The 19,009-nt window shown below is 69.5% G+C and carries 13 protein-coding genes and 1 riboswitch; of the genes, 7 read left to right on the top strand and 6 right to left on the bottom strand.

Going from position 1 to position 19,009, the window contains the following annotated elements:
- Nucleotides 1-64: 64 nt before the first annotated feature.
- Nucleotides 65-619 carry a transglycosylase domain-containing protein gene (locus AB3X07_RS18630; protein ID WP_369940219.1) on the bottom strand — a complete coding sequence of 185 codons (555 nt, stop codon included), beginning with the start codon at nucleotides 617-619 and terminating at the stop codon, nucleotides 65-67.
- A gap of 571 nt (nucleotides 620-1,190) precedes the next feature.
- On the opposite strand from AB3X07_RS18630, the gene AB3X07_RS18625 reads away from it, so the two are divergent.
- Entirely contained in the window at nucleotides 1,191-3,734 is a 2,544-nt protein-coding gene (locus tag AB3X07_RS18625; protein ID WP_369940218.1) for a methyl-accepting chemotaxis protein, read from the top strand.
- Nucleotides 3,731-4,513, top strand: coding sequence for a TorF family putative porin (locus tag AB3X07_RS18620; RefSeq protein ID WP_369940217.1), 783 nt, complete (start codon nucleotides 3,731-3,733; stop codon nucleotides 4,511-4,513). The genes AB3X07_RS18625 and AB3X07_RS18620 overlap by 4 nt, the downstream gene beginning before the upstream one ends.
- A gap of 336 nt (nucleotides 4,514-4,849) precedes the next feature.
- On the opposite strand, the gene AB3X07_RS18615 is transcribed toward AB3X07_RS18620, so the two are convergent.
- The 5 genes from AB3X07_RS18615 to ahcY form a co-directional block, all read right to left on the bottom strand.
- Nucleotides 4,850-5,137 (bottom strand): hypothetical protein, encoded by a 288-nt coding sequence (locus AB3X07_RS18615; protein WP_369940216.1) that lies wholly within the window; start codon nucleotides 5,135-5,137, stop codon nucleotides 4,850-4,852.
- Between the two features lie 8 nt (nucleotides 5,138-5,145).
- Nucleotides 5,146-5,565, bottom strand: a complete 420-nt coding sequence (locus tag AB3X07_RS18610) for a hypothetical protein (RefSeq protein ID WP_369940214.1) — start codon at nucleotides 5,563-5,565, stop codon at nucleotides 5,146-5,148.
- Nucleotides 5,566-5,830: 265 nt separating this feature from the next.
- Nucleotides 5,831-6,493, bottom strand: coding sequence for a hypothetical protein (locus AB3X07_RS18605; protein ID WP_369940213.1), 663 nt, complete (start codon nucleotides 6,491-6,493; stop codon nucleotides 5,831-5,833).
- 300 nt (nucleotides 6,494-6,793) lie between these two features.
- Nucleotides 6,794-7,204, bottom strand: coding sequence for an MAPEG family protein (locus AB3X07_RS18600; protein ID WP_369940212.1), 411 nt, complete (start codon nucleotides 7,202-7,204; stop codon nucleotides 6,794-6,796).
- A 228-nt stretch (nucleotides 7,205-7,432) separates the two neighbouring features.
- Nucleotides 7,433-8,878, bottom strand: coding sequence for an adenosylhomocysteinase (gene ahcY / locus AB3X07_RS18595; protein ID WP_369940211.1), 1,446 nt, complete (start codon nucleotides 8,876-8,878; stop codon nucleotides 7,433-7,435).
- A gap of 33 nt (nucleotides 8,879-8,911) precedes the next feature.
- A riboswitch (S-adenosyl-L-homocysteine riboswitch) is annotated at nucleotides 8,912-9,010 on the bottom strand.
- 355 nt (nucleotides 9,011-9,365) lie between these two features.
- Between ahcY and ppc the strand changes: the two genes are divergently transcribed.
- The 5 genes from ppc (at nucleotide 9,366) to AB3X07_RS18570 (ending at nucleotide 18,977) form a co-directional block, all read left to right on the top strand.
- A complete protein-coding gene (gene ppc / locus AB3X07_RS18590; protein ID WP_369940209.1) occupies nucleotides 9,366-12,083 on the top strand; it encodes a phosphoenolpyruvate carboxylase in 2,718 nt (905 codons plus the stop codon).
- Between the two features lie 115 nt (nucleotides 12,084-12,198).
- Complete coding sequence (locus AB3X07_RS18585; RefSeq protein WP_369940207.1) at nucleotides 12,199-12,765, top strand: TetR/AcrR family transcriptional regulator; 567 nt, start codon at nucleotides 12,199-12,201, stop codon at nucleotides 12,763-12,765.
- 59 nt (nucleotides 12,766-12,824) lie between these two features.
- Entirely contained in the window at nucleotides 12,825-13,850 is a 1,026-nt protein-coding gene (locus AB3X07_RS18580; protein WP_369940206.1) for a DUF4105 domain-containing protein, read from the top strand.
- A gap of 80 nt (nucleotides 13,851-13,930) precedes the next feature.
- Nucleotides 13,931-15,805 carry an esterase/lipase family protein gene (locus AB3X07_RS18575; RefSeq protein ID WP_369944806.1) on the top strand — a complete coding sequence of 625 codons (1,875 nt, stop codon included), beginning with the start codon at nucleotides 13,931-13,933 and terminating at the stop codon, nucleotides 15,803-15,805.
- A gap of 388 nt (nucleotides 15,806-16,193) precedes the next feature.
- A complete protein-coding gene (locus AB3X07_RS18570; RefSeq protein WP_369940204.1) occupies nucleotides 16,194-18,977 on the top strand; it encodes a TonB-dependent receptor in 2,784 nt (927 codons plus the stop codon).
- Nucleotides 18,978-19,009: the final 32 nt, after the last annotated feature.

The raw sequence follows: 19,009 nt of genomic DNA, 5'->3' as shown, positions 1-19,009 counted from the left end.
GCCGCAAGCACGTGGCTGAACCACTCGGCGCCATCCGCACCCGAAGCGAACACCCATCGCAACATCAGCGCGCCTCGCGCGCTCTCGCCATCAGCAGATCGCGGCGCCGCTCCAGGCGCGCGCGGTCGCGCAGGTAGGCCTGCGGCCACCAGAGCACCGCCACGACGGTGGCCGCTTCCGGCTCGGACAGCGCACTCAAGGGCTTGGCGTACAGCCGCTGCGACAGTTGGCTGAGGCCATAGCCGGCGCCGTTGTAGGACAAGGTGGCGTACAGCCCCAGGATCTCGTCCTGCGACAGGTGCAGCCTGACCAGTAGGTCCCAGAGCACTTCGTGCGTGTGCCAGCCGAGCATGCTCTGCTCGCGCGTGACCTCCAGGCGTCCCAGCAACATGCGCGCGACGCTGCTGGAGGGAGACGCGCCGGTCGCGTACGTGGCAAGAATGTAGCGGCGAATCAACGCCGGCGGGACGCGCTCCTCCGCCGGCGCGCGTTGTAGCAGCGCCTGGATCTGCGCCTGGCGCGGCTGGAACACCCGCATGTCGTAGGACACGAACGCGGCGAACGCCACCAGCAGCAGGGCCGCGATCGCTGCCAGCCCCGACGTTGCGATACGCCTCATGGAACGCCACGCGTGTGTTGCGGGCTGCCGCTGCAGTACGTCGGACGCAAGAGCACCGCAACGCCGAGCTGTCTGCGAAACCGAACTGCCAGTGACCGACGCGTTGCGGAGAAGGCCGGTAGTTGGCGCAGTGCGCGCGCGTGGGCAGGCCGTCGCGACCGTCCGCTTTTCCCGCTGTCGTGTCCGCTCATGGTGCCCGTCCGTGGTCGCATGCCGTCGCGACGCTAGCATTCGCCTGCGTGCCGCACAAGCGAGGCCGCCAGCGGCACCCGCCGGCTACGTCGGCAACGCGTTCGGCTCGGATGTGTTACCGAATTCCTACGCTGCGGACACCCGGCCGTTCGTCGGCCCGTTGTGGAATGGCCATCAAGTTCACGGGTGCCGTGACGATAGCGAGGGAGTGGGCCGTGATGCGGCGTGCCGGGACGCGCGTTCCGGTACCGCGCCGTGGCCCCGCGGGGAATGTCGCGGGCAGGTCATCGGTTACGGACACGGCGCTCGCGCCGCGTCCATGGCGACCTGCACGTGGCGTCTGGCCGCGTCAGTCCCTCCCTCCCGCCAAGGAATCCGCATGTCCACTCCGTCGCCGTACCGCCGCCGAGGTAGCGTCGCCAAGCGCCTCATGCTGGGGACCGGCCTGCTCGCGCTGGCCTGCTTCGGCCTGACCGCGCTGATCATCTACTGGCGCAGCAGCGACGCGCTGCTGTCCACCTCGCGCGCCAGTATCGAGAACCTGGCGCAACTGGAAGCGCAGCGCGTCTCGCGCGAGATCGGCGTCGCCTTCGACGCCAGCGAGGCGCTGGCCAACAGCTTCCGCGTGCAGCACGCCGCCGGCGGCCTGTCGCGCGATACCGCCACCGCGGTGTTGCGCAGCCAGCTCGACGCGCATCCGACGTGGCTGGGCATCAGCACGATGTGGGAACCCGATGCCTTCGACGGCAACGACAAGGCCTTCGTCGGCGCCGAGGGCCACGACGCCACCGGCCGCTACATGACCTGGTGGTCGCGGCAGAACGGCAAGCTGGTACGCGAGGCGCTGCGCGACTACGAGAAACCCGGCGACGGCGACTGGTACCTGCTGGCGCGCAACACCCACAAGCCGGTGGTGATCGAGCCGTACTACTACCCGGTGGCCGGCAAGGACACGTTGATGACCACCTTGGCCACGCCGATCCTGGAGAACGGCCGTTTCCTCGGCGTGGTCACCGTCGACTTCACCCTCGACACCCTGCAGCAGCGCATCGCCGCGCTGCGCCCGATGGGCGAGGGCCACGCCAGCCTGCTGTCGCCGCTGGGCGTGGTGATGGCCAGCCGAGATCCGCGGCAGATCGGCAAGACCCGCACCGATCCCTGGTCCAGGGACATGCTCGCGCGCGTGGCCAAGGGACAGGTGGTGGTCGACCATCGCCGCGCAGACGGCGAGGACGCGCTGAGCGTGTTCGTGCCGCTGAAGATCGGCAATGCGCCGCAGGCGTTCGCGCTGGGCGTCTCGGTGCCGTACGCGCTGGTGATGGCCAAGGCGCGTGCGCTGCTGTGGGCCATCGCCGGGGTCGGCCTGCTCTCGGCGCTGCTGCTGAGCGGCGCGCTGTATCTGTTGCTGCGCAGGCAGGTGCTCGACCCGCTGGCCGAGGCGGTGCGCGTGTCCTCCGCCGTCGCTGCCGGGCGCCTGGACAGCCAGGTCCGCCACCGCCGCGACGACGAACTGGGCCAGTTGCTGGACGCCATGGGCGGCATGCAGACCCAGTTGCAGGCGGTGATGCAGGCGCAGGCGGAGATGGCGCAGCGCCACGACGCCGGCGAGATGAGCTACCGGATGGATGCCGAGCGTTTCCCTGGCGAGTACGGGCGCATGGTCCACGGCACCAACGCGCTGGTCGCCGCGCATGTGGACGTGCAGCGGCGCCTGGTCGAGGTGATGTCGCAGTACGCGATCGGCAACATGCAGGTGGACATGGAACCGCTGCCCGGCGAGAAGGCGGCGATCACCGAAGCGATGCGCACCACGAAGGGCAGCCTGCAGGCGATCAACCACGCCATCACCGAACTGGCGCAGGCCGCGGCCTCCGGCGACTTCGCGCGGCGCGGCGATGCCGACCGCTTCCAGTACGACTTCCGCGGCATGGTGGTCGGGCTGAACCGCCTGATGGAACTGACCGAGGGCAACCTGTCGGCCTTGTCGTCGCTGTTGCGCGCGGTGGCCCAGGGCGATCTCACCGCGCGCATGCACGGTGAGTTCCATGGCGTGTTCGCGCAGATGCGCGACGACGCCAACGCCACGGTGGAACAGCTGACCGGCATCGTCGGCCGCATCCAGCAGGCCACCACCGCGATCAACACCGCCGCCGGCGAGATCGCCGCCGGCAACGACGACCTGTCGCGCCGCACCGAACAACAGGCGGCCAGCCTGGAAGAGACCGCAGCCTCGATGGAGGAACTGACCGCCACGGTGAAGCAGAACGCCGAGCACGCGCATCAGGCCAACCGCCTGGCGCAGGACACCGCCAGTGTGGCCTCGCGCGGCGGCGCGGTGGTGGAGCAGGTGGTGGACACCATGTCCGGTATCGCCGCGGCCTCGAAGAAGATGGCCGAGATCATCGGCGTCATCGACGGCATCGCCTTCCAGACCAACATTCTGGCGCTCAACGCCGCGGTGGAGGCGGCGCGCGCCGGCGAACAGGGTCGCGGTTTCGCGGTGGTGGCGAGCGAGGTGCGCGCGCTGGCGCAGCGGTCGGCGACCGCCGCGCACGAGATCAAGAGCCTGATCGACGCCTCGGTCGGCAAGATCGACGACGGCACCGCGCTGGTCAACGGCGCCGGCGACACCATGCGCGAGGTGGTGACCAGCGTGCGTCGGGTCACCGACATCATGAGCGAGATCGCCGCCGCTTCGCAGGAACAGAGCGCCGGCATCGAACAGGTCGGCAAGGCCATCGTGCAGATGGACGAGGTCACCCAGCAGAACGCCGCACTGGTCGAGGAGGCCACCGCGGCGGCGCGGGCGATGGAGGATCAGGCCGAGGAACTGCAGCACGCGGTGGCATTGTTCAAACTCGCCGCGTCATCGTCGGGCGGCACGGCCACGCCGGGCCGCGCGCGGCTGGAGCTGGTGTCGTGAGGGCCGTGCGCGCTGTTGCGCTGCTGCTGGCGCTGGGTGTCGCCGCGCCGGCCTGGGCCGGCACCGCCAGCGCCAACCTGGCGGCGACCTCGAACTACGTCTCGCGCGGATTCGAGCAGAGCTGGGGCCGGCCGGTGCTGCAGGGCGGGCTGGATGTGGCCGCGGACAGCGGCTGGTATGCCGGCACCTGGGCCTCGGGAGTGAGCCCGTACTTCATCGAAGGCGGGCACCTGGAATGGGATGTGTACGCCGGCTACGCGGCCAGCCACGGCGACTGGGGCTGGCGCGCCGGCGTCTACCACTACGCCTATCCCGGCGCGCGCATGAGCGCCAGCGACACCCGCTACGACTACGGCGAGGCCATCGTCGCCGGCCATTGGCGCACAGTGGAGCTGTCCTACGCCAGCACCTGGACGCGCGACTACTTCGGCTACAACAGCGCCACGCTGGGCGTCGGCCAGGGCCGGCACTCGCGCGGTTCCGGCTATCTGGCGCTGGACGCCACGCTGCCGCTGGCATCGGACTGGCAGGCCAGCGTGCATGCCGGTCACCAGCATGTGCGCAACTTCGCCGATTACGGGTGGACTGACGCGCGCGTGGGCGTGACCCGCACCTGGCGCGGCACCGAGTTCGGCCTGAGTTACGCACGGGCCTGGAACAGCGCTGGCGTCTATCGCCGCTACACCACCGGCGTGGCGGACGGCGATGGGCGGGTGCATGTTTCCAATCCGATCGACGGCGCCTGGTCGTTCACCATCAAGCGTAGCTTCTCGCTGTAGCGGGACGCGCGCTCAGGCGTCGGCGGGTGGACGCGGGCGCCGCCAAGGCGCGCCACCCGGCGAGGTGCGCAGGCTTTCCAGTTGCGCCGGGGATTACCCGTGGCCTGCGGATAGCGCGCGATCAACTCGTCCTGGAAGGAGTAGCCGGGAGGGGCGACGGTGGCGACATAACCGGCGAACAGCGTTTCCAGGTTTGCCTCCCTGTCGATCGGCGCGTCCCACAACGACAAGCCCTGGCACAGGTTCGCGGCCGATTACAGGACGTGAGGGCCGCGCTTCAGGTCGCATCGCGAAGCACGGGGTCGATGCGGTTGGCGCGGGTGCCGGCCCCCGGTTTCACGCATCGCGTGCATCGCCTGCATCGCGTTGCGCGCGGATCGCCAGAACAAACACGGTATCCAGCGCGATCAGATGCCGGTAGAGGGAAGTATATCCGCGAGCGCTTTGGCCAATGACCAGTTCGCGTGAATCGTTGTGCTTCTGTGCCCGATCAGCGGATTGTCCGTGAGCACATTCGATGCGCTGACGATCTCGCCACGACGTTCTGGGCGTGCCCGGTCTCGTGCTGTTCCAGATGGCCGATGAGCGGCGGGCGACGGTTGAACTGCCTGGCGAGTGCGTCATGCCCGAGCTCAGTCGGCGCAGATCATGCTGACCCGTCCGCCGTCGATGAACTTGTAGCAGCCGAAGGTCGTTACCCATTCCGAGCAACTGCCGATCGCCTGGGCGCCTTCGGGAAGGTCGTTCGTGGTCTTGAACGCGCACGACTTCGGACCGCCAGACAGGCCTTGCTGCGTCCAGAACTGCCCCGCCGCCTCGCAGGCGGACTGCGTCGCGGGGATCGCCGGCTTCTCGGCCAACGGAATGTTGTTCAGTTGTGCGTGCTGCAGATTCTTGGCGCAGCCGGCGAGCAGCACGAGCGCAGTAAGGCACGACAAGCTACGCCACAGGATCGAGGGCGATCGCGGCGTCCTCCAGGAGCCCTGTGGATGGCGAAGATCGCGCACAAGCCGTCGCGACGATCCGCCTGCTGAACTGTCATGTTCGCTCATGCTGCCGTCCCTGGTTGTAGGCCGACGCGACGCTAGCATTCGCCCGCGCTGCGAACAAGCACTGTGCCGATGCGGGCGTTGGCTGCTGCCGCCGTCGCGTCGCAGCCAACGCACCACGCTTCGGCAACAAGAAGGGCGCGTGATCGGTCCCGGCGTCACCCAAGCCGGCGCCGCGCAGTGTCGCGCGCCGCCAGCGCGGGATGCACGCAAGCCTGAGCGGAACCGGGGATGTGGAAGGGCATCTGCGGTGCGCCACCCACGGGACTCAGCCGCGCAGGATTCCTTGGCCCTTTGCGAGGGCCGAAAGTGCAGCCGCTTCGTCCAGTACCACGTAGTCGCCGATGTCCTCGTCGTCGCGCTCGTCGGCGTCCATCGCGTCCCAGTCGTCGCGATCGAGGACTGCGTCGACCACGAGGTCGGCCAAGGGGGTGGGCGTGACCAGCTTCGATGGCGTCTGCCCGATCATGACGTAGTCGTCGCAACGCGAGGCCTGGAACGCGTCGGCGGATGCCAGGGTGAGCCACGCTCCGGCGCCGGAGATCACGGTATCGGCGCGGACGCTGCCGCCGACGTGCGTGGTGCTGTCGCCAAGGCAGGCGAGGACGGCTTCGGTCGCCACCAGATCGCCGCTGATCGCAAGATGGTGGTCGTGGCCGGTGATCAGGTTGCGGCAGTGGACATTGCCCAGCACGATCAGCGCGCCCTGATCATGCCGGCCGGTTGCCACGATGAGGTTGCCGTCGATCCGCAGGTCGCCGTCGATCACCACGAAGGCCGCAGGTAGGCGCCAGGCGCCACCGGTGACGTGCTGCGGGCCTCGGAGGAGCTGCCAGTCGCTGCCGATGTCCAGCAGTTGCAAGGCATGGGCAGTGGTGGTGCTCGCAGCGGTGTTGTGGTGTCGGCTGACGGCGTCGTGAGGGGTGTTCAACTGGATCTCTCCTCCATGAAAAAAGCGCGACCGATCGGTCGCGCCTTTGCATTACACCATGCCGGTCCATCCAATCGGCCGATCGATCGCGTCAATGCTCCGGCTTGTATGGCCCGTCGACCGACGCGCCGAGATAGGCGGCCTGGTCGTCGCACTGCCGCGGCCAGCACCAGCGCACGTTCCGCGATCGTCGTCAGCGTCGGCGCCGTGGCATGTCTGCCGCCACCGCGCGCGATCTGCAGGCGCCGAAGACCGGGATCCGATCGCACATGGTCGGCCGATGGCGCGCCAGTTGCATCGTCAGGGCGCCGCCGTGGCCGCTGCGCGCACGACTTGGGTCCAAAGACCGAGCGCCGCGAGAAAGTTGATGGTGAACACGACACCCCGGAGCCTCACATTGGCGGTGAGGATCTGCACCGCGCTATGCAGCAAGCGACCGCACACGAAGATCCAGGCCAGCATCACCGCGGTCGCCGTCGCGGCTTGCAACTGCAGGAGGATCAGACAGGCGACATGGAAGAACAACGGCCACTCGAACTGATTGGACAGGTTCGCACCGATCCGTGGCTCGACGGAAGCCCAGGGGCTGCCCCCATCCGCTCGCCAGCCGATGCCCCAGGCCACCGGGGCGCGGGCAACCGTCAGCAGGACGTAGAGACAGGCAACGAGTGCGACATGCGCAGCCATCGGGAGTATGAGCGAGTGCGGCATTAGTGGTCATCTCATTGCCGCAGCGGACGGCTGTGGCCGGACTCTAGCGGATCTTCGCGGGTGGTGGCAGCAGCGAAAGAGCGATGTGCGTGAGCGATGACACGCCGCGCCGCCTGCCTGCCGCCTGTGCCGCGCACGGCCATGGGGAATCCGCCACCAATGGAAAACGGGCGCCTTTCGGCGCCCGTTCGCTGGCTCTTCGTGTTCGGCGAACCAACCGCCGCACACTCAGTAGCGGTAATGCTCCGGCTTGTACGGCCCGTCGACCGACACGCCGAGGTAGGCGGCCTGGTCGTCGCTGAGCTTGGTCAGCTTCACGCCGATCTTTTCCAGGTGCAGGCGCGCCACTTCCTCGTCCAGCTTCTTCGGCAGGCGGTAGACCTGCTTCTCGTAGCTGTCCTTGTTCTGCCACAGGTCGATCTGCGCCAGGGTCTGGTTGGCGAAGCTGTTGGACATCACGAAGCTCGGGTGGCCGGTGGCGCAGCCCAGGTTGACCAGGCGGCCCTCGGCCAGCAGGAAGATCGCGTTGCCGTTGGGGAACACGAACTTGTCCACCTGCGGCTTGATGTTGATCTTCTGCACGCCCGGGTACTTGTACAGCGCCTCGACCTGGATCTCGTTGTCGAAGTGGCCGATGTTGCAGACGATGGCCTGGTCCTTCATCTGCGTCAGGTGCTCGATGCGGATGATGTCCTTGTTGCCGGTGGTGGTGACGTAGATGTCGGCCAGACCCAGGCTGTCCTCGACGGTGTTGACCTCGAAGCCTTCCATCGCCGCCTGCAGCGCGCAGATCGGGTCGATCTCGGTGACGATGACGCGGGCGCCGTAGGCGCGCAGGCTGTGCGCCGAGCCCTTGCCGACGTCGCCGTAGCCGCAGACCACCGCGACCTTGCCGGCCAGCATCACGTCCATCGCGCGCTTGAGGCCGTCGGCCAGCGACTCGCGGCAGCCGTACAGGTTGTCGAACTTGCTCTTGGTCACCGAGTCGTTGACGTTGATCGACGGCACCAGCAGGGTGCCGGCCTCAGCCAACTGGTACAGGCGGTGCACGCCGGTGGTGGTCTCCTCGGAGACGCCCTTCCAGTCCTTGACCACGCGGGTCCAGTAGCCCGGGCGCTCCACCGCCACGCGCTTGAGCAGGTTCTTGATGACCTGCTCCTCGTGCGAGGAAGCCGGCTCGTCCACCCACTTGGAGCCGTTCTCCAGCTCGTAGCCCTTGTGGATCAGCAGGGTGACGTCGCCGCCGTCGTCCACCACCAGCTCCGGGCCGGTCTGGGTGCCGTCGGCCAGGGTGAAGGTCAGCGCGTCCAGGGTGCAATCCCAGTATTCCTCCAGGGTCTCGCCCTTCCAGGCGAACACCGGGGTGCCGGTGGCGGCGATGGCCGCGGCGGCGTGGTCCTGGGTGGAGAAGATGTTGCACGAGGCCCAGCGCACGTCCGCGCCGATGTCCTTCAGCGTCTCGATCAGCACCGCGGTCTGGATGGTCATGTGCAGCGAGCCGGTGACGCGCACGCCGGCCAGCGGCTTGGCGGCGGCGTACTGGCGGCGGATCGACATCAGGCCCGGCATCTCGTGCTCGGCGATGTCCAGTTCCTTGCGGCCCCAATCGGCCAGGGAAATGTCGGCGACCTTGTAGTCGCCCTCGGTGGAAAAGCTCTTGAGTGCAGCGTTCATCGATAAAGCTCCGGTCAATGGCGAGAAACTCGCGAAGTCCGGGCGCCGTTGTCGCTCAAGCCTGCCGCCGAGCCTGGCCGGGTCGGGGGGCGAGAGCCCCGCATCGACACGGTCGCAGCGCCCCTCGGCGGAGGGGTGGTCGATTATAGCGGCTGCTGTGCGCGGCGCTTGAACGCGGGCGGGCGGGCTGGGACGCGGTGCTCACCATCGGTCCGGCGCGGCAGGCCGCACCGTCGGCCGGCCCCGGTGGCCGGGCGGGTGTCGGTGCACAGGCTCCCCGGGCATCGCCCGGCGTGCTGCTCGCGTCCTTGCGGCGATCGTGTCGCGAGTGCTCGGCACGCTACCGCTGCGCTGCCCCTCGCCACACCGTCGTGCCAAGGGCGCTGGCCACGATGGTTCGCTTTGAAACCGTCGCCGCTCCGGGCGAGCGTCTAATACTTTTGGGTTAGGCTTGCGGCGCCCCCCTCGCCGAGCCATGCGTTTTCCGATGAACGAGTACCGCAGCAGCATCGTGTTCGCCACACCCGACATTCCCCTGCGCGACGACGTGCGCCGATTGGGGGCCCTGGTCGGCGACCTGCTCGCCGAACAGGTGTCTGCGCAGTTCCTCGACGAGATCGAATCCATCCGCACCACCGCGATCGCGCGCCGCGAAAGCGACGCGCCGCCGTCCTCGCTGAGCGAGCAGTTGTCCGGCCGTGCCCCGCGCGACGCCGAGGCGCTGGTGCGCGCCTTCAGCACCTACTTCCAGGTGGTCAACATCGCCGAGCGCGTGCACCGCATCCGCCGCCGCCGCGACTACCAGCGCAGCAGCGCCGATACGCCGCAGCCGGACGGCCTGCACGACGCCTTGCGCCGGCTCAAGGCGCAGGGCGTGAGCGTGCAGGAACTGGGCGACTGGCTGCCGCGCATCGACGTGGAGCCGGTGTTCACCGCGCACCCGACCGAGGCGGTGCGCCGCGCGCTGCTGGAAAAAGAGCAGTTGATGGTGGCCAGCCTGGTCGACAACCTCGACGGCATGCGCACGCCCGGCGAGCGCGCCACCGACGCGGCGCGCTTCCGCATGGCCCTGACCGCCTCGTGGCAGACCGCCGATTCCTCGCCGGTGCGGCCGACCGTGGACGACGAGCGCGAGCACGTCGGCTTCTACCTGACCCAGGTGCTGTACCGGGTGATCCCGGTGATGTACGAAACCCTGGAGCACGCGATCCAGGAAACCTACGGCACGGCGCTGCCGCTGCCGCGGCTGCTGCGCTTCGGCACCTGGGTCGGCGGCGACATGGACGGCAACCCGAACGTGGATGCCGGCACCATCACCGCCACGCTCGACGCGCAGCGGCGCGCGGTGCTGGACCGCTATCTGAAGGAACTGTGGCAACTGGCCAGCCTGCTCAGCCAGTCGACCACCCTGGTCGCGGTCAGCGACGCGCTGCTGGCGCAATTGCAGCGCTACCGGCAACTGCTGCCCGAGGCCGCCGCGCGGTCGCGGCCGCGCCACGCCGACATGCCGTACCGCCTGCTCAACGACCTGATGCGGGCGCGGCTGCAGGCCACGCTGGACGATGCGCCCGGCGCCTACACCGCGCCGGCCGAACTGGAGCAGGACCTGCAACTGATCCTGGACAGCCTGCAGGCCAACAAGGGCCTGCACGCCGGCTGGTTCGCGGTGCGCCGGCTGCTGTGGCGGGTGCGCAGCTTCGGTTTCCACCTGGCGCGGCTGGACGTGCGCCAGGAATCGAGCGTGCATGCGCGCGCGGTGGCCGCGGCGCTGGGCGAGGACGACTGGGAGGCGAAGACGCCCGAGGAGCGCGCCAGCGTGCTCGGCGCCTACGCCGGCGGCGAGCAGACCCTGCAGACGGCGCCCGACGATGCCGGCAACGCGCGCCTGGACGCGGTGTTCGCCGCGCTCGCCGACGCGCGCGCGCGCCACGGCGCCGACGCGCTGGGCAGCTACATCATCAGCATGGCGCACAACCGCGCCGACGTATTGACCGTGCTGGCGCTGGCGCGGCGCGGCGGCCTGACCGACGCCGCCGGCGCGGTGCCGCTGGACATCGTGCCGCTGTTCGAGACCGTGGACGACCTGCGCGGCGGCACCGCGACCCTGCGCGATCTGCTCGCCGACCCGGTCTACCGCCGCCACCTGGCCGCGCGCGACGACGTGCAGATGGTGATGCTGGGTTATTCGGACAGCGGCAAGGACGGCGGCATCGCCGCCTCGCGCTGGGGCCTGCAGCGCGCGCAGGTGGAACTGCTGGAGGCGGCGGCCGACCTCGGCATCCGCCTGACCTTCTTCCACGGCCGCGGCGGCTCGATCGTGCGCGGCGGCGGCAAGACCACGCGCGCGCTGGAGGCGGCGCCGCGCGGCAGCGTCGACGGCCGCCTGCGCGTGACCGAGCAGGGCGAGGTGATCCACCGCAAGTACGGCATCCGCGCGCTGGCGCTGCGCTCGCTGGAGCAGATGACCGGCGCGGTGCTGCTGTCGAGCCTGCGCCCGCGCGCGGCGGACGCGCGCGAGGACGCATGGCGGCCGGTGATGGACATCGTCGCCGAGCACAGCACCGCCGCGTATCGCGATTTCGTCGGCGACGCCGAGTTCATGCGCTATTTCCGCCTGGCCACGCCCATCGACGTGATCGAGCGCATGACCCTGGGCTCGCGGCCGTCGCGGCGGCTGGGCCAGGACGCGGCGCTGGGCAACCTGCGCGCGATCCCCTGGGTGTTCGCCTGGAGCCAGGCGCGCGCGGTGATTCCGGGCTGGTACGGCGTCGGCAGCGGCCTGCGCGCGGCGGTCGAGGCCGGCCATGAGGACACGCTGCGCGAGATGGCCGCGCACTGGCCGTTCTTCCGTACCTTCCTCGACGACATCGCCATGGTCCTGTCCAAGGGCGACCTCAACATCGCCGAGATGTTCTCGCGCCTGGCCGGGCCGCTGCATGCGCGCTTCTTCCCGCGTATCCGCGACGAACTGGCGTTGACCAAGGGCTGGGTGAAGACGCTGACCGGGCAGGCCGCGCTGCTGCAGCACGATCCGCGGCTGGCCCTGTCGATCCGCCTGCGCAATCCCTACATCGATCCGATCAGCGTGCTGCAGGTGGACCTGCTGCAGCGCTGGCGCGCCACCGACGGCGAGGACGAGGATCTGCTGCGGGCGCTGGTGGCCTGCGTCAACGGGGTCGCGCAGGGCGTGCAGAACACCGGCTGACGTTGCGGCCCGCGTGCGCCGGAACGGCCCGTGGCGAGGCCGCCGGCGGGCCGCGCGCCGCGCCCGTCGCGTCGCTGCGCTTGCAAGCGGACAAAATTGTCCGATAATTCGCGGCATGGAACTCCGTGCCGATGCCGCCCACCGCCGCCGCCTGCTGCTCGACGCGGCCGACGATATCTTCTGCGAACACGGCGTCCTGGCGCCCCTGGAACTGGTGGTCGAGCGCGCCGGCCTGGGCCGCGCCACCCTGTACCGCAATTTCGCCGATCGCACCGAGTTGATGCTGGCGCTGCTACATCGCGCCCTGGACGGGCTGGAGGGCTGCGCACGCGAGATCGGCGAGCGCCCCGACGGCCTGTTCCTGCTGCTGCGCGACCTGGCCGAGCACATCGCGATGTCCGCGCCGCTGGCCGACTATTGGCGCTCGATGCCACGCGAGCATCCGGCGGTCGAGCTGGCGCACGAGCGGGTGATGGGCATCCTGCTGCCGTTCCTGCAGCGCGCCACCGAGGCGGGCCTGTGCCGTCCCGACCTGGGACGCGAGGACCTGAGCCTGTTGCTGGACATGCTCGGCGCCTGCCAGCGCGGTGCCAACGAGGCTGAACGCAAGGCCTTGGCGCTGCGCGCGTGCCGGATGTTGAGCCATGCGCTGGCCACCCCCGCCGCGGCGGCCGCCCTGTGAGCGCGCGTCGCGGGCGAGAGCGCCGTGGCCAGGCCCGCGGCGAAGATGCGCGCGCGCCCGTGCGCCGGCGCTGGCCGCTGCGCCTGCTGCGCGCCGCCGCGGCGCTGGCGATCGTGCTGGCCAGCGTCTGGGGCGGGCTGTTCCTGGCCTACCTGCCGCATACCGGCACGGGGGTGCGCTACGCCTCGGCGCTGTTGTGGCTGGCGATGGGCGGCGCCGCGCTGTGGGGCCTGCGCCACTCGCGCGAGTTCCGCGTGCTGCCCTTGATCTTCGCCATCGGCTGCGCCGGGCTGCTGTACGGCTGGTCGCAGATCCGTCCCGAGCAGGACCGCGACTGGGCCGACGACGTGGCGCGGACCCTGCAGCCGCAGGTCGACGGCCACCTGGTCACCCTGCACAACGTACGCAACTTCGCCTGGCGCAGCGACAGCGACTACACCCCGCGCTGGGAGACCCGCCAGTACGACCTGGACCGGCTGGTCTCGGCGGATCTGGCGCTGTCCTACTGGATGGGGCCGGCGATCGCCCACACCCTGGTCTCGTTCGGCTTCGACGACGGGCGCCGGGTGGTGTTCTCGCTGGAGATCCGCAAGGAGCGCGGCGAGGCGTTCTCGGCGCTGGCCGGCTTCTTCCGCAATTTCGAACAGATCATGGTCGCCGCCGACGAGCGCGACATCCTCGCGGTGCGCAGCAACGTGCGCGGCGAGGACGTCTACCTGTACCGGCTCAACATCCCGCGCGCGCAGCTGCGCCAGCTGTTCATGGGCTACGTGGCGCGGGCGCAGCAGTTGCAACGCACGCCCAGGTTCTACAACACCGCCACCAGCAACTGCACCACCATCGTGTTCGAGCTGGTGCGCAAGTTCGAGCCGCAGCTGCCGCTGGACTACCGGCTGCTGCTGTCCGGCTATCTGCCGTCGTATGTCTACGCGCAGCACGGCTTCGTGCCCGGCTACACGCTGGCCACGCTGCAGGCGCGCGGACGCATCACCGCGCGCGCGCGGCAGGCCGGCGCCGGCGCCGATTTCTCGCAACGCATCCGCGTCGGCATCCCCGGCGCCGATGCCGCCGGAGCGGCGCCGTGAGCCGCGCCGCGCGCGCAGTGCTGCAACTGGCGGCGCGCGCGCTGCTGGCGACGGGCCTGCTGGCCGGCTCCGGTTGCGCCATGGTCACCGTGCAATCGCGTCCGGCCGACGACTACATCGCGACCAAGCGCGGCGACGTGCTCAGTACCGGCCAACTCAGCGACGCCAGCCAGGAGACGCTGCGCGTGGTCGCGATCGAGCGCAAGACCTGCGAAGCGGACGTTCCCGCCTGCGCCGCGCAACTGCGCACGGTGCAGGGCCCGGACGAGGAGCGACGCCTGGCGACGCTGTCGGAACTGTGGCTGCGCGCGGCGATGACGCGCTCGCCCAAGCGCGCCGCCGCGCTCGACGACGCGGCGTTGCAGGCATGGCTGGAAACCGCGCGCTACGCCTACGCCTACCTGTTCTACAGCGAGCGCCCGGCCAGCGCGCGCGCCTTCGAGGACCGGCAGACGCAGGTGCGCGACTACTACAACTACGCGGTGCAGTACGTGGTCGGCAGTCTGTTCGAGCGCTGGCGCGCGCGCAGCGCCAACGGCGACCTGCACGACGACGACACGCTGGCCGCGGCCGGCTGGCAGGCACGCGCGGAACTGGACAGCTTCCGCCTGCCGGGCGGCGTGGCGCGGCCCAACGCGATGGTGCCGGCCGCCTCGCTGCGGTTCGACGGCCTGCGCAGCACCTATCGCCGCGACGGCTTCGGCGCGGAGCTGGTGGCGGAAGTGTCGCCGGCGCAGGTCGGCGATCCGACCGCGGTGCTGGCCGCCGCGCATCCTGGCCAGGCCGCCGCCGATACCCCCGGTTACAGCGAACTGTCCTACGCGCCGACCACGGTACTGCTACGCTTCGAGGGCGACGATCTGGCGCAGGTGCTGGACACGCACAGCGTGGTGATCGCGCCCTACGATCCCTACCGCGACAACGAGGTCGTGGTGCACGGCCAGCGGCTGCCGCTGGCGGCCAACTTCACCGCCGCCTACGGGCTGTGGCTGGCGCGCTCCGGGTTCGCCAAGCAGTCGCTGCGCTCGGCGCTCGGGCGCCAGTACGGCCTCGAGCAGCCGCATCTGTACCTGATGCAGCCCTACGATCCGAACCGGCGCATCGTGGTGATGCTGCATGGCCTGGCCAGCAGCCCGGAAGCCTGGGTCAACGTCGCCAACGAGATCATGGGCGACGAGCAGTTGCGCCGCCATTACCAGATCTGGCAGGTCTACTACCCGACCAACATGCCCATCGCCTGGAACCGCGCGCAGATCGAGACGCTGCTGCAGCGGACCCTGCGCAACTTCGATCCGCAGGGGCAGGCGCCGGCCTCGCAGCACATGGTGCTGATCGGCCACAGCATGGGCGGCGTCATCGCACGGCTGCTGGTCAGCGATACCGGCGACCGCATCTGGAACGACTTGCTGGCCAACCGCGACCTGAGCGGCGAACGTGGTGCGCGGATCCGCGAGCGCCTGCAGCCGCTGCTGCGCTTCGCGCCGCAGCCGCAGGTGGATCGCGCCATCTTCATCGCCGCGCCGCACCGCGGCACCGCGTTCGCCGAAGGCGGCATCGGCCGCCTGGTCGGCGGGCTGATCCGCCTGCCCGGTGCCTTGCTGGCGCGCTTCGCCGACGTGATGCGCGATATCGGCGGCGACGACGGCGTGCCGGCGCGCGTGCCCAACGGCATCGACAACCTGCGCGACACCGACCCGTTCGTGCGCGCGGCGGCCGATCTGCCGATCTCGCCGGCGGTGCGCTACCACTCGATCATCGCCCGCCGCGATCCGGCGGTGCCGCTGGCCGACTCCGACGACGGCCTGGTGCCGTACCGCAGCGCGCATCTGGAGGGTGCCGCCTCGGAACTGGTCATCACCTCCGGGCACAGCGTGCAGGAGACGCCGCAGGCGATCCTGGAGATCCGCCGCATCCTGCATGCGCAGTTGCAGGCCGAAGGCGACGTGGCGCACTGACGGGGGGCGCGCCGCGGCCTGGGCTGGGCCTGCGCGCATCGCGACGCCCGCGCTGTCGCCGTAACGCGGCGCGCTGTTGTAGCTGAGGTCGCCAGAGATCCCCGTTGTGATCCTGCGCCTGCCGCAGGTGGCCGATGTGGCGTTCTGCATGCGCCCTTGCTCACCGCGCGACGCGCTCCTCCGGACGCCGCCGGCCATCACGATCATGCGGAGTTGCGCATGAAACCGAGGGAATTGTGCGGCCTTGCTTCTTGATGACATCGTTGTCATCAAATTGCAGCGGCCGGCGCCAACAATGCGCGCCGCCGTGAATGCGATCGCGGCGCCTCTCCCTCCATCGCCCGGCCTGCGGAGCCTTCCGTCGGCCGCGCCTCCGTCCGGACTTTCCATGTCGCACTCGATCCATCTTCCCAAACGCCTGTCATGGGCGATCGCCGCGGCGTTGCTCGGTGTCGCGCCGATGGCCTTGGCCCAGGCGCAGGATGCGCAGGACACGCGCGGCGCCGCGTCCGACGCCAGCGCCAAGACCCTGGACAAGGTCACCGTCGCCGCCACCCGCTACAACGCCGCGGACATGCAGATGGCGGCGACCAACACGGCCAACGTGCTGTCCGCCGACGACCTGAAGTACACCGCCGTGCACAACATCGCCGAGGCGTTGGGCTTGCTGCCCGGCGTCAACGTGGTGAACACCGGGCAGTCGTACTTCGGCGGCGTCGACGGCGCCGCGCGCGGCGAGGGCATGTTCGCCTCGGTGCGCGGCCTCAACGCCGAGTACAACGTCAACCTGATCAATGGCGTCAACGTCGCCCAGGGCCTGCCGTACAGCCGCAGCGTGCAGCTGAGCCTGCTGCCGCCGTCGGGCCTGCAGACCATCGTGTTGAACAAGACCTCCACCGCGGCGATGGACGGCGACGCGATCGGCGGCACCATCGACTACCGCACCCCCAGCGGCTTCGACTACAGCGAGGCGACGGGCGGCAGCGTCACCGCCAGCGGGCGCATGGAAAGCCGCGCCCGCGACTACGGCGACGACGGCCTGGGTGAAGGCGCGGCAGGCGAATTCCACGCCAAGTTCGGCGCAGACCACCAGTTCGGCGTTTACGCCAGCGCCTACTACGACGAGCGCCACTACGTGAACAGCGAAGTGGCCAACGCCGCCGCCTCGCGCGGCGACTGGTCGGGCAAGTACTTCTCGCGCACCACCGCCAGCGGCCAGCCTGCGACTGGCTACGATCCGCAGGACTTGCTGATGGCCACCGGCGCCAACATCGGCTACTCCGCCGGCGACACCAAGCGCTACGGCGGCAACGTGTCCTTCGACTGGCATGTCGACCCGAGCCTGCAGTTGTACGCGCGCGCCACCTACGCCTACGCCAAGACCGAGCAGAACACCGGCTACACGCAGTTGGTGCCGGCCAACGTGAGCCTGGTGCAGATCGGCAGCACCGGCGTGTACCAGCCGCGGATCGACCGCGTGGCGGTGCGCTACTGGTACGAAACCAACCCGGAAGTGGCCGACCTGGCCACCTTCCAGTTCGGCGCCGACAAGCAGCTCGGCAATTGGACACTGTCGCCGAACCTGTTCTACAGCTATGGCGACAACGATCGCCCGGACCACGTGGAAATCTCCGCGCGCGTGGACCAGTACACCTCCACCCAGTTCCCGTACGGCGCCACGACCTTCTCCGGCTACGACAGCGAAGGCTTCCCCAAGCCGCTGCTGACCCCGGCGATCCAGGCCCAGGCCAGCGACATCGGCGGCCTGTACGCGCGCCGCTACGGCCAGTTGACCAAGTCCTACAGCGGCCAGACCAAGGGCGGCGCCAAGTTCGACGTGCGCTACGACCTCGACCAAGGCGCGCTGAGCAACATCCAGTTCGGCGTGAAGTACGTCGACAGCTCCCGCGACTTCACCTCGCGCGACTGGACCAACAGCAAGTTCACCGAAGGCACCCTGCTGCGCGACACCGGCTTGGTGGTCGGCCAGTACGATTCGGTCTACCCGGGCAAGTACGCGTGGCCGACGGTTAAGCTCAGCAACGGCGGGCTGAAGGCGATGATCGCTCAGCACCTGACCGCGGCCAGCTTCGACACCTGCGGCAGCCTGGCGATCAACAACCAGAACTGCGCGACCATGCGCGGCGACGAAGCGGTGACCTCGGCGTATGCGATGGCCACGTTCCGCAGCGGCGACCTGGAAGTGATCCCGGGCGTGCGCTTCGAGCACACCAGCATCCGCAACACCTTCTGGACCATGCCCGAAGACGCCAGCGGCAACGAGCTGCCCGGCTTTTTCAGCAGCAACCGCACCCGCTACGACATGCCGCTGCCGAGCGTGTTCCTGAACTACCGCCCGGGCGCCGGCAACTCGGTGTACCGCGCCTCGGTGTGGACCAGCTACACCCGGCCGGCGCTGGTGCAGCTCGGCGGCGGCGCCAACTACGACGTCTCCAGCGACGGCACCACGGTCATCACCGAGGGCAACCCGGACCTGAAGCCGATCAAGTCGCTCAACGTCGATCTGTCCGGCGAGTGGGACAACGGCCATGGCGGCCACGCCATGCTGGCCGGCTACTACAAGCGCCTGACCGACTACATCTACGAGAGCGGCTCGGATCCGGCCAACGCCGGCAGCAGCGCCGGCACCGGCAACGTGCGCTACGTGCGTCCGCAGAACGGCGGCGACGGCAAGGTGCTCGGCGTGGAAGCCACGGTACGGCAGACCCTGCAGGGCCTGCCGGCACCGCTGGACGGCTTCGGCATCGGCGCCAACCTCACCCGCCAGACCACCCGCGTCGACCTGGGCATGGACGGCTTCCACGACGAGCGCATCCAGAACGCGCCGGACCTGATGGCCAACGCCGAACTGTTCTACGAGAAGGGCCCGCTGTCGGTGAACCTGGCCTATCACTATTCCGGCGAATACGTCTCGGTGTACGACTACTACAACCGCGGCGCGACCTGGGACGACCTGTGGGTCAAGCCGATCACCCGCGTGGACCTGCACGTGGGCTACACCTTCAACGCGCGCCTGCGCGCCGACCTGTCGGTGGCCAACCTCACCAACCGCCTGAGCTACTGGGCGCACGTGGGCCACAACAGCACTGCGATCTCCGACATCGTCGATGCCGGCCGCACCGCGCTGTTGAACGTGAAGTACACGTTCTGAACCGGGCATCGGCGCATACCAGGCGTCGCCGT

Source organism: Xanthomonas sp. DAR 35659, assembly GCF_041242975.1.
Taxonomy (GTDB): domain Bacteria; phylum Pseudomonadota; class Gammaproteobacteria; order Xanthomonadales; family Xanthomonadaceae; genus Xanthomonas_A; species Xanthomonas_A medicagonis.
The sequence above is the reverse complement of the archived record's forward strand: the minus strand, read 5'-3'. Positions and strand labels throughout refer to the sequence as shown.

What these genes read in the sequence shown, in the direction of transcription:
- AB3X07_RS18630 (WP_369940219.1), bottom strand. Translation starts at nt 619, where the DNA reads ATGAGGCGTATCGCAACGTCGGGGCTGGCAGCGATCGCGGCCCTGCTG.
- AB3X07_RS18575 (WP_369944806.1), top strand. Translation starts at nt 13,931, where the DNA reads ATGGTCACCGTGCAATCGCGTCCGGCCGACGACTACATCGCGACCAAG.
- AB3X07_RS18615 (WP_369940216.1), bottom strand. Translation starts at nt 5,137, where the DNA reads ATGACGCACTCGCCAGGCAGTTCAACCGTCGCCCGCCGCTCATCGGCC.
- AB3X07_RS18625 (WP_369940218.1), top strand. Translation starts at nt 1,191, where the DNA reads ATGTCCACTCCGTCGCCGTACCGCCGCCGAGGTAGCGTCGCCAAGCGC.
- ppc (WP_369940209.1), top strand. Translation starts at nt 9,366, where the DNA reads ATGAACGAGTACCGCAGCAGCATCGTGTTCGCCACACCCGACATTCCC.
- AB3X07_RS18570 (WP_369940204.1), top strand. Translation starts at nt 16,194, where the DNA reads ATGTCGCACTCGATCCATCTTCCCAAACGCCTGTCATGGGCGATCGCC.
- AB3X07_RS18600 (WP_369940212.1), bottom strand. Translation starts at nt 7,204, where the DNA reads ATGCCGCACTCGCTCATACTCCCGATGGCTGCGCATGTCGCACTCGTT.
- AB3X07_RS18610 (WP_369940214.1), bottom strand. Translation starts at nt 5,565, where the DNA reads ATGAGCGAACATGACAGTTCAGCAGGCGGATCGTCGCGACGGCTTGTG.
- AB3X07_RS18585 (WP_369940207.1), top strand. Translation starts at nt 12,199, where the DNA reads ATGGAACTCCGTGCCGATGCCGCCCACCGCCGCCGCCTGCTGCTCGAC.
- ahcY (WP_369940211.1), bottom strand. Translation starts at nt 8,878, where the DNA reads ATGAACGCTGCACTCAAGAGCTTTTCCACCGAGGGCGACTACAAGGTC.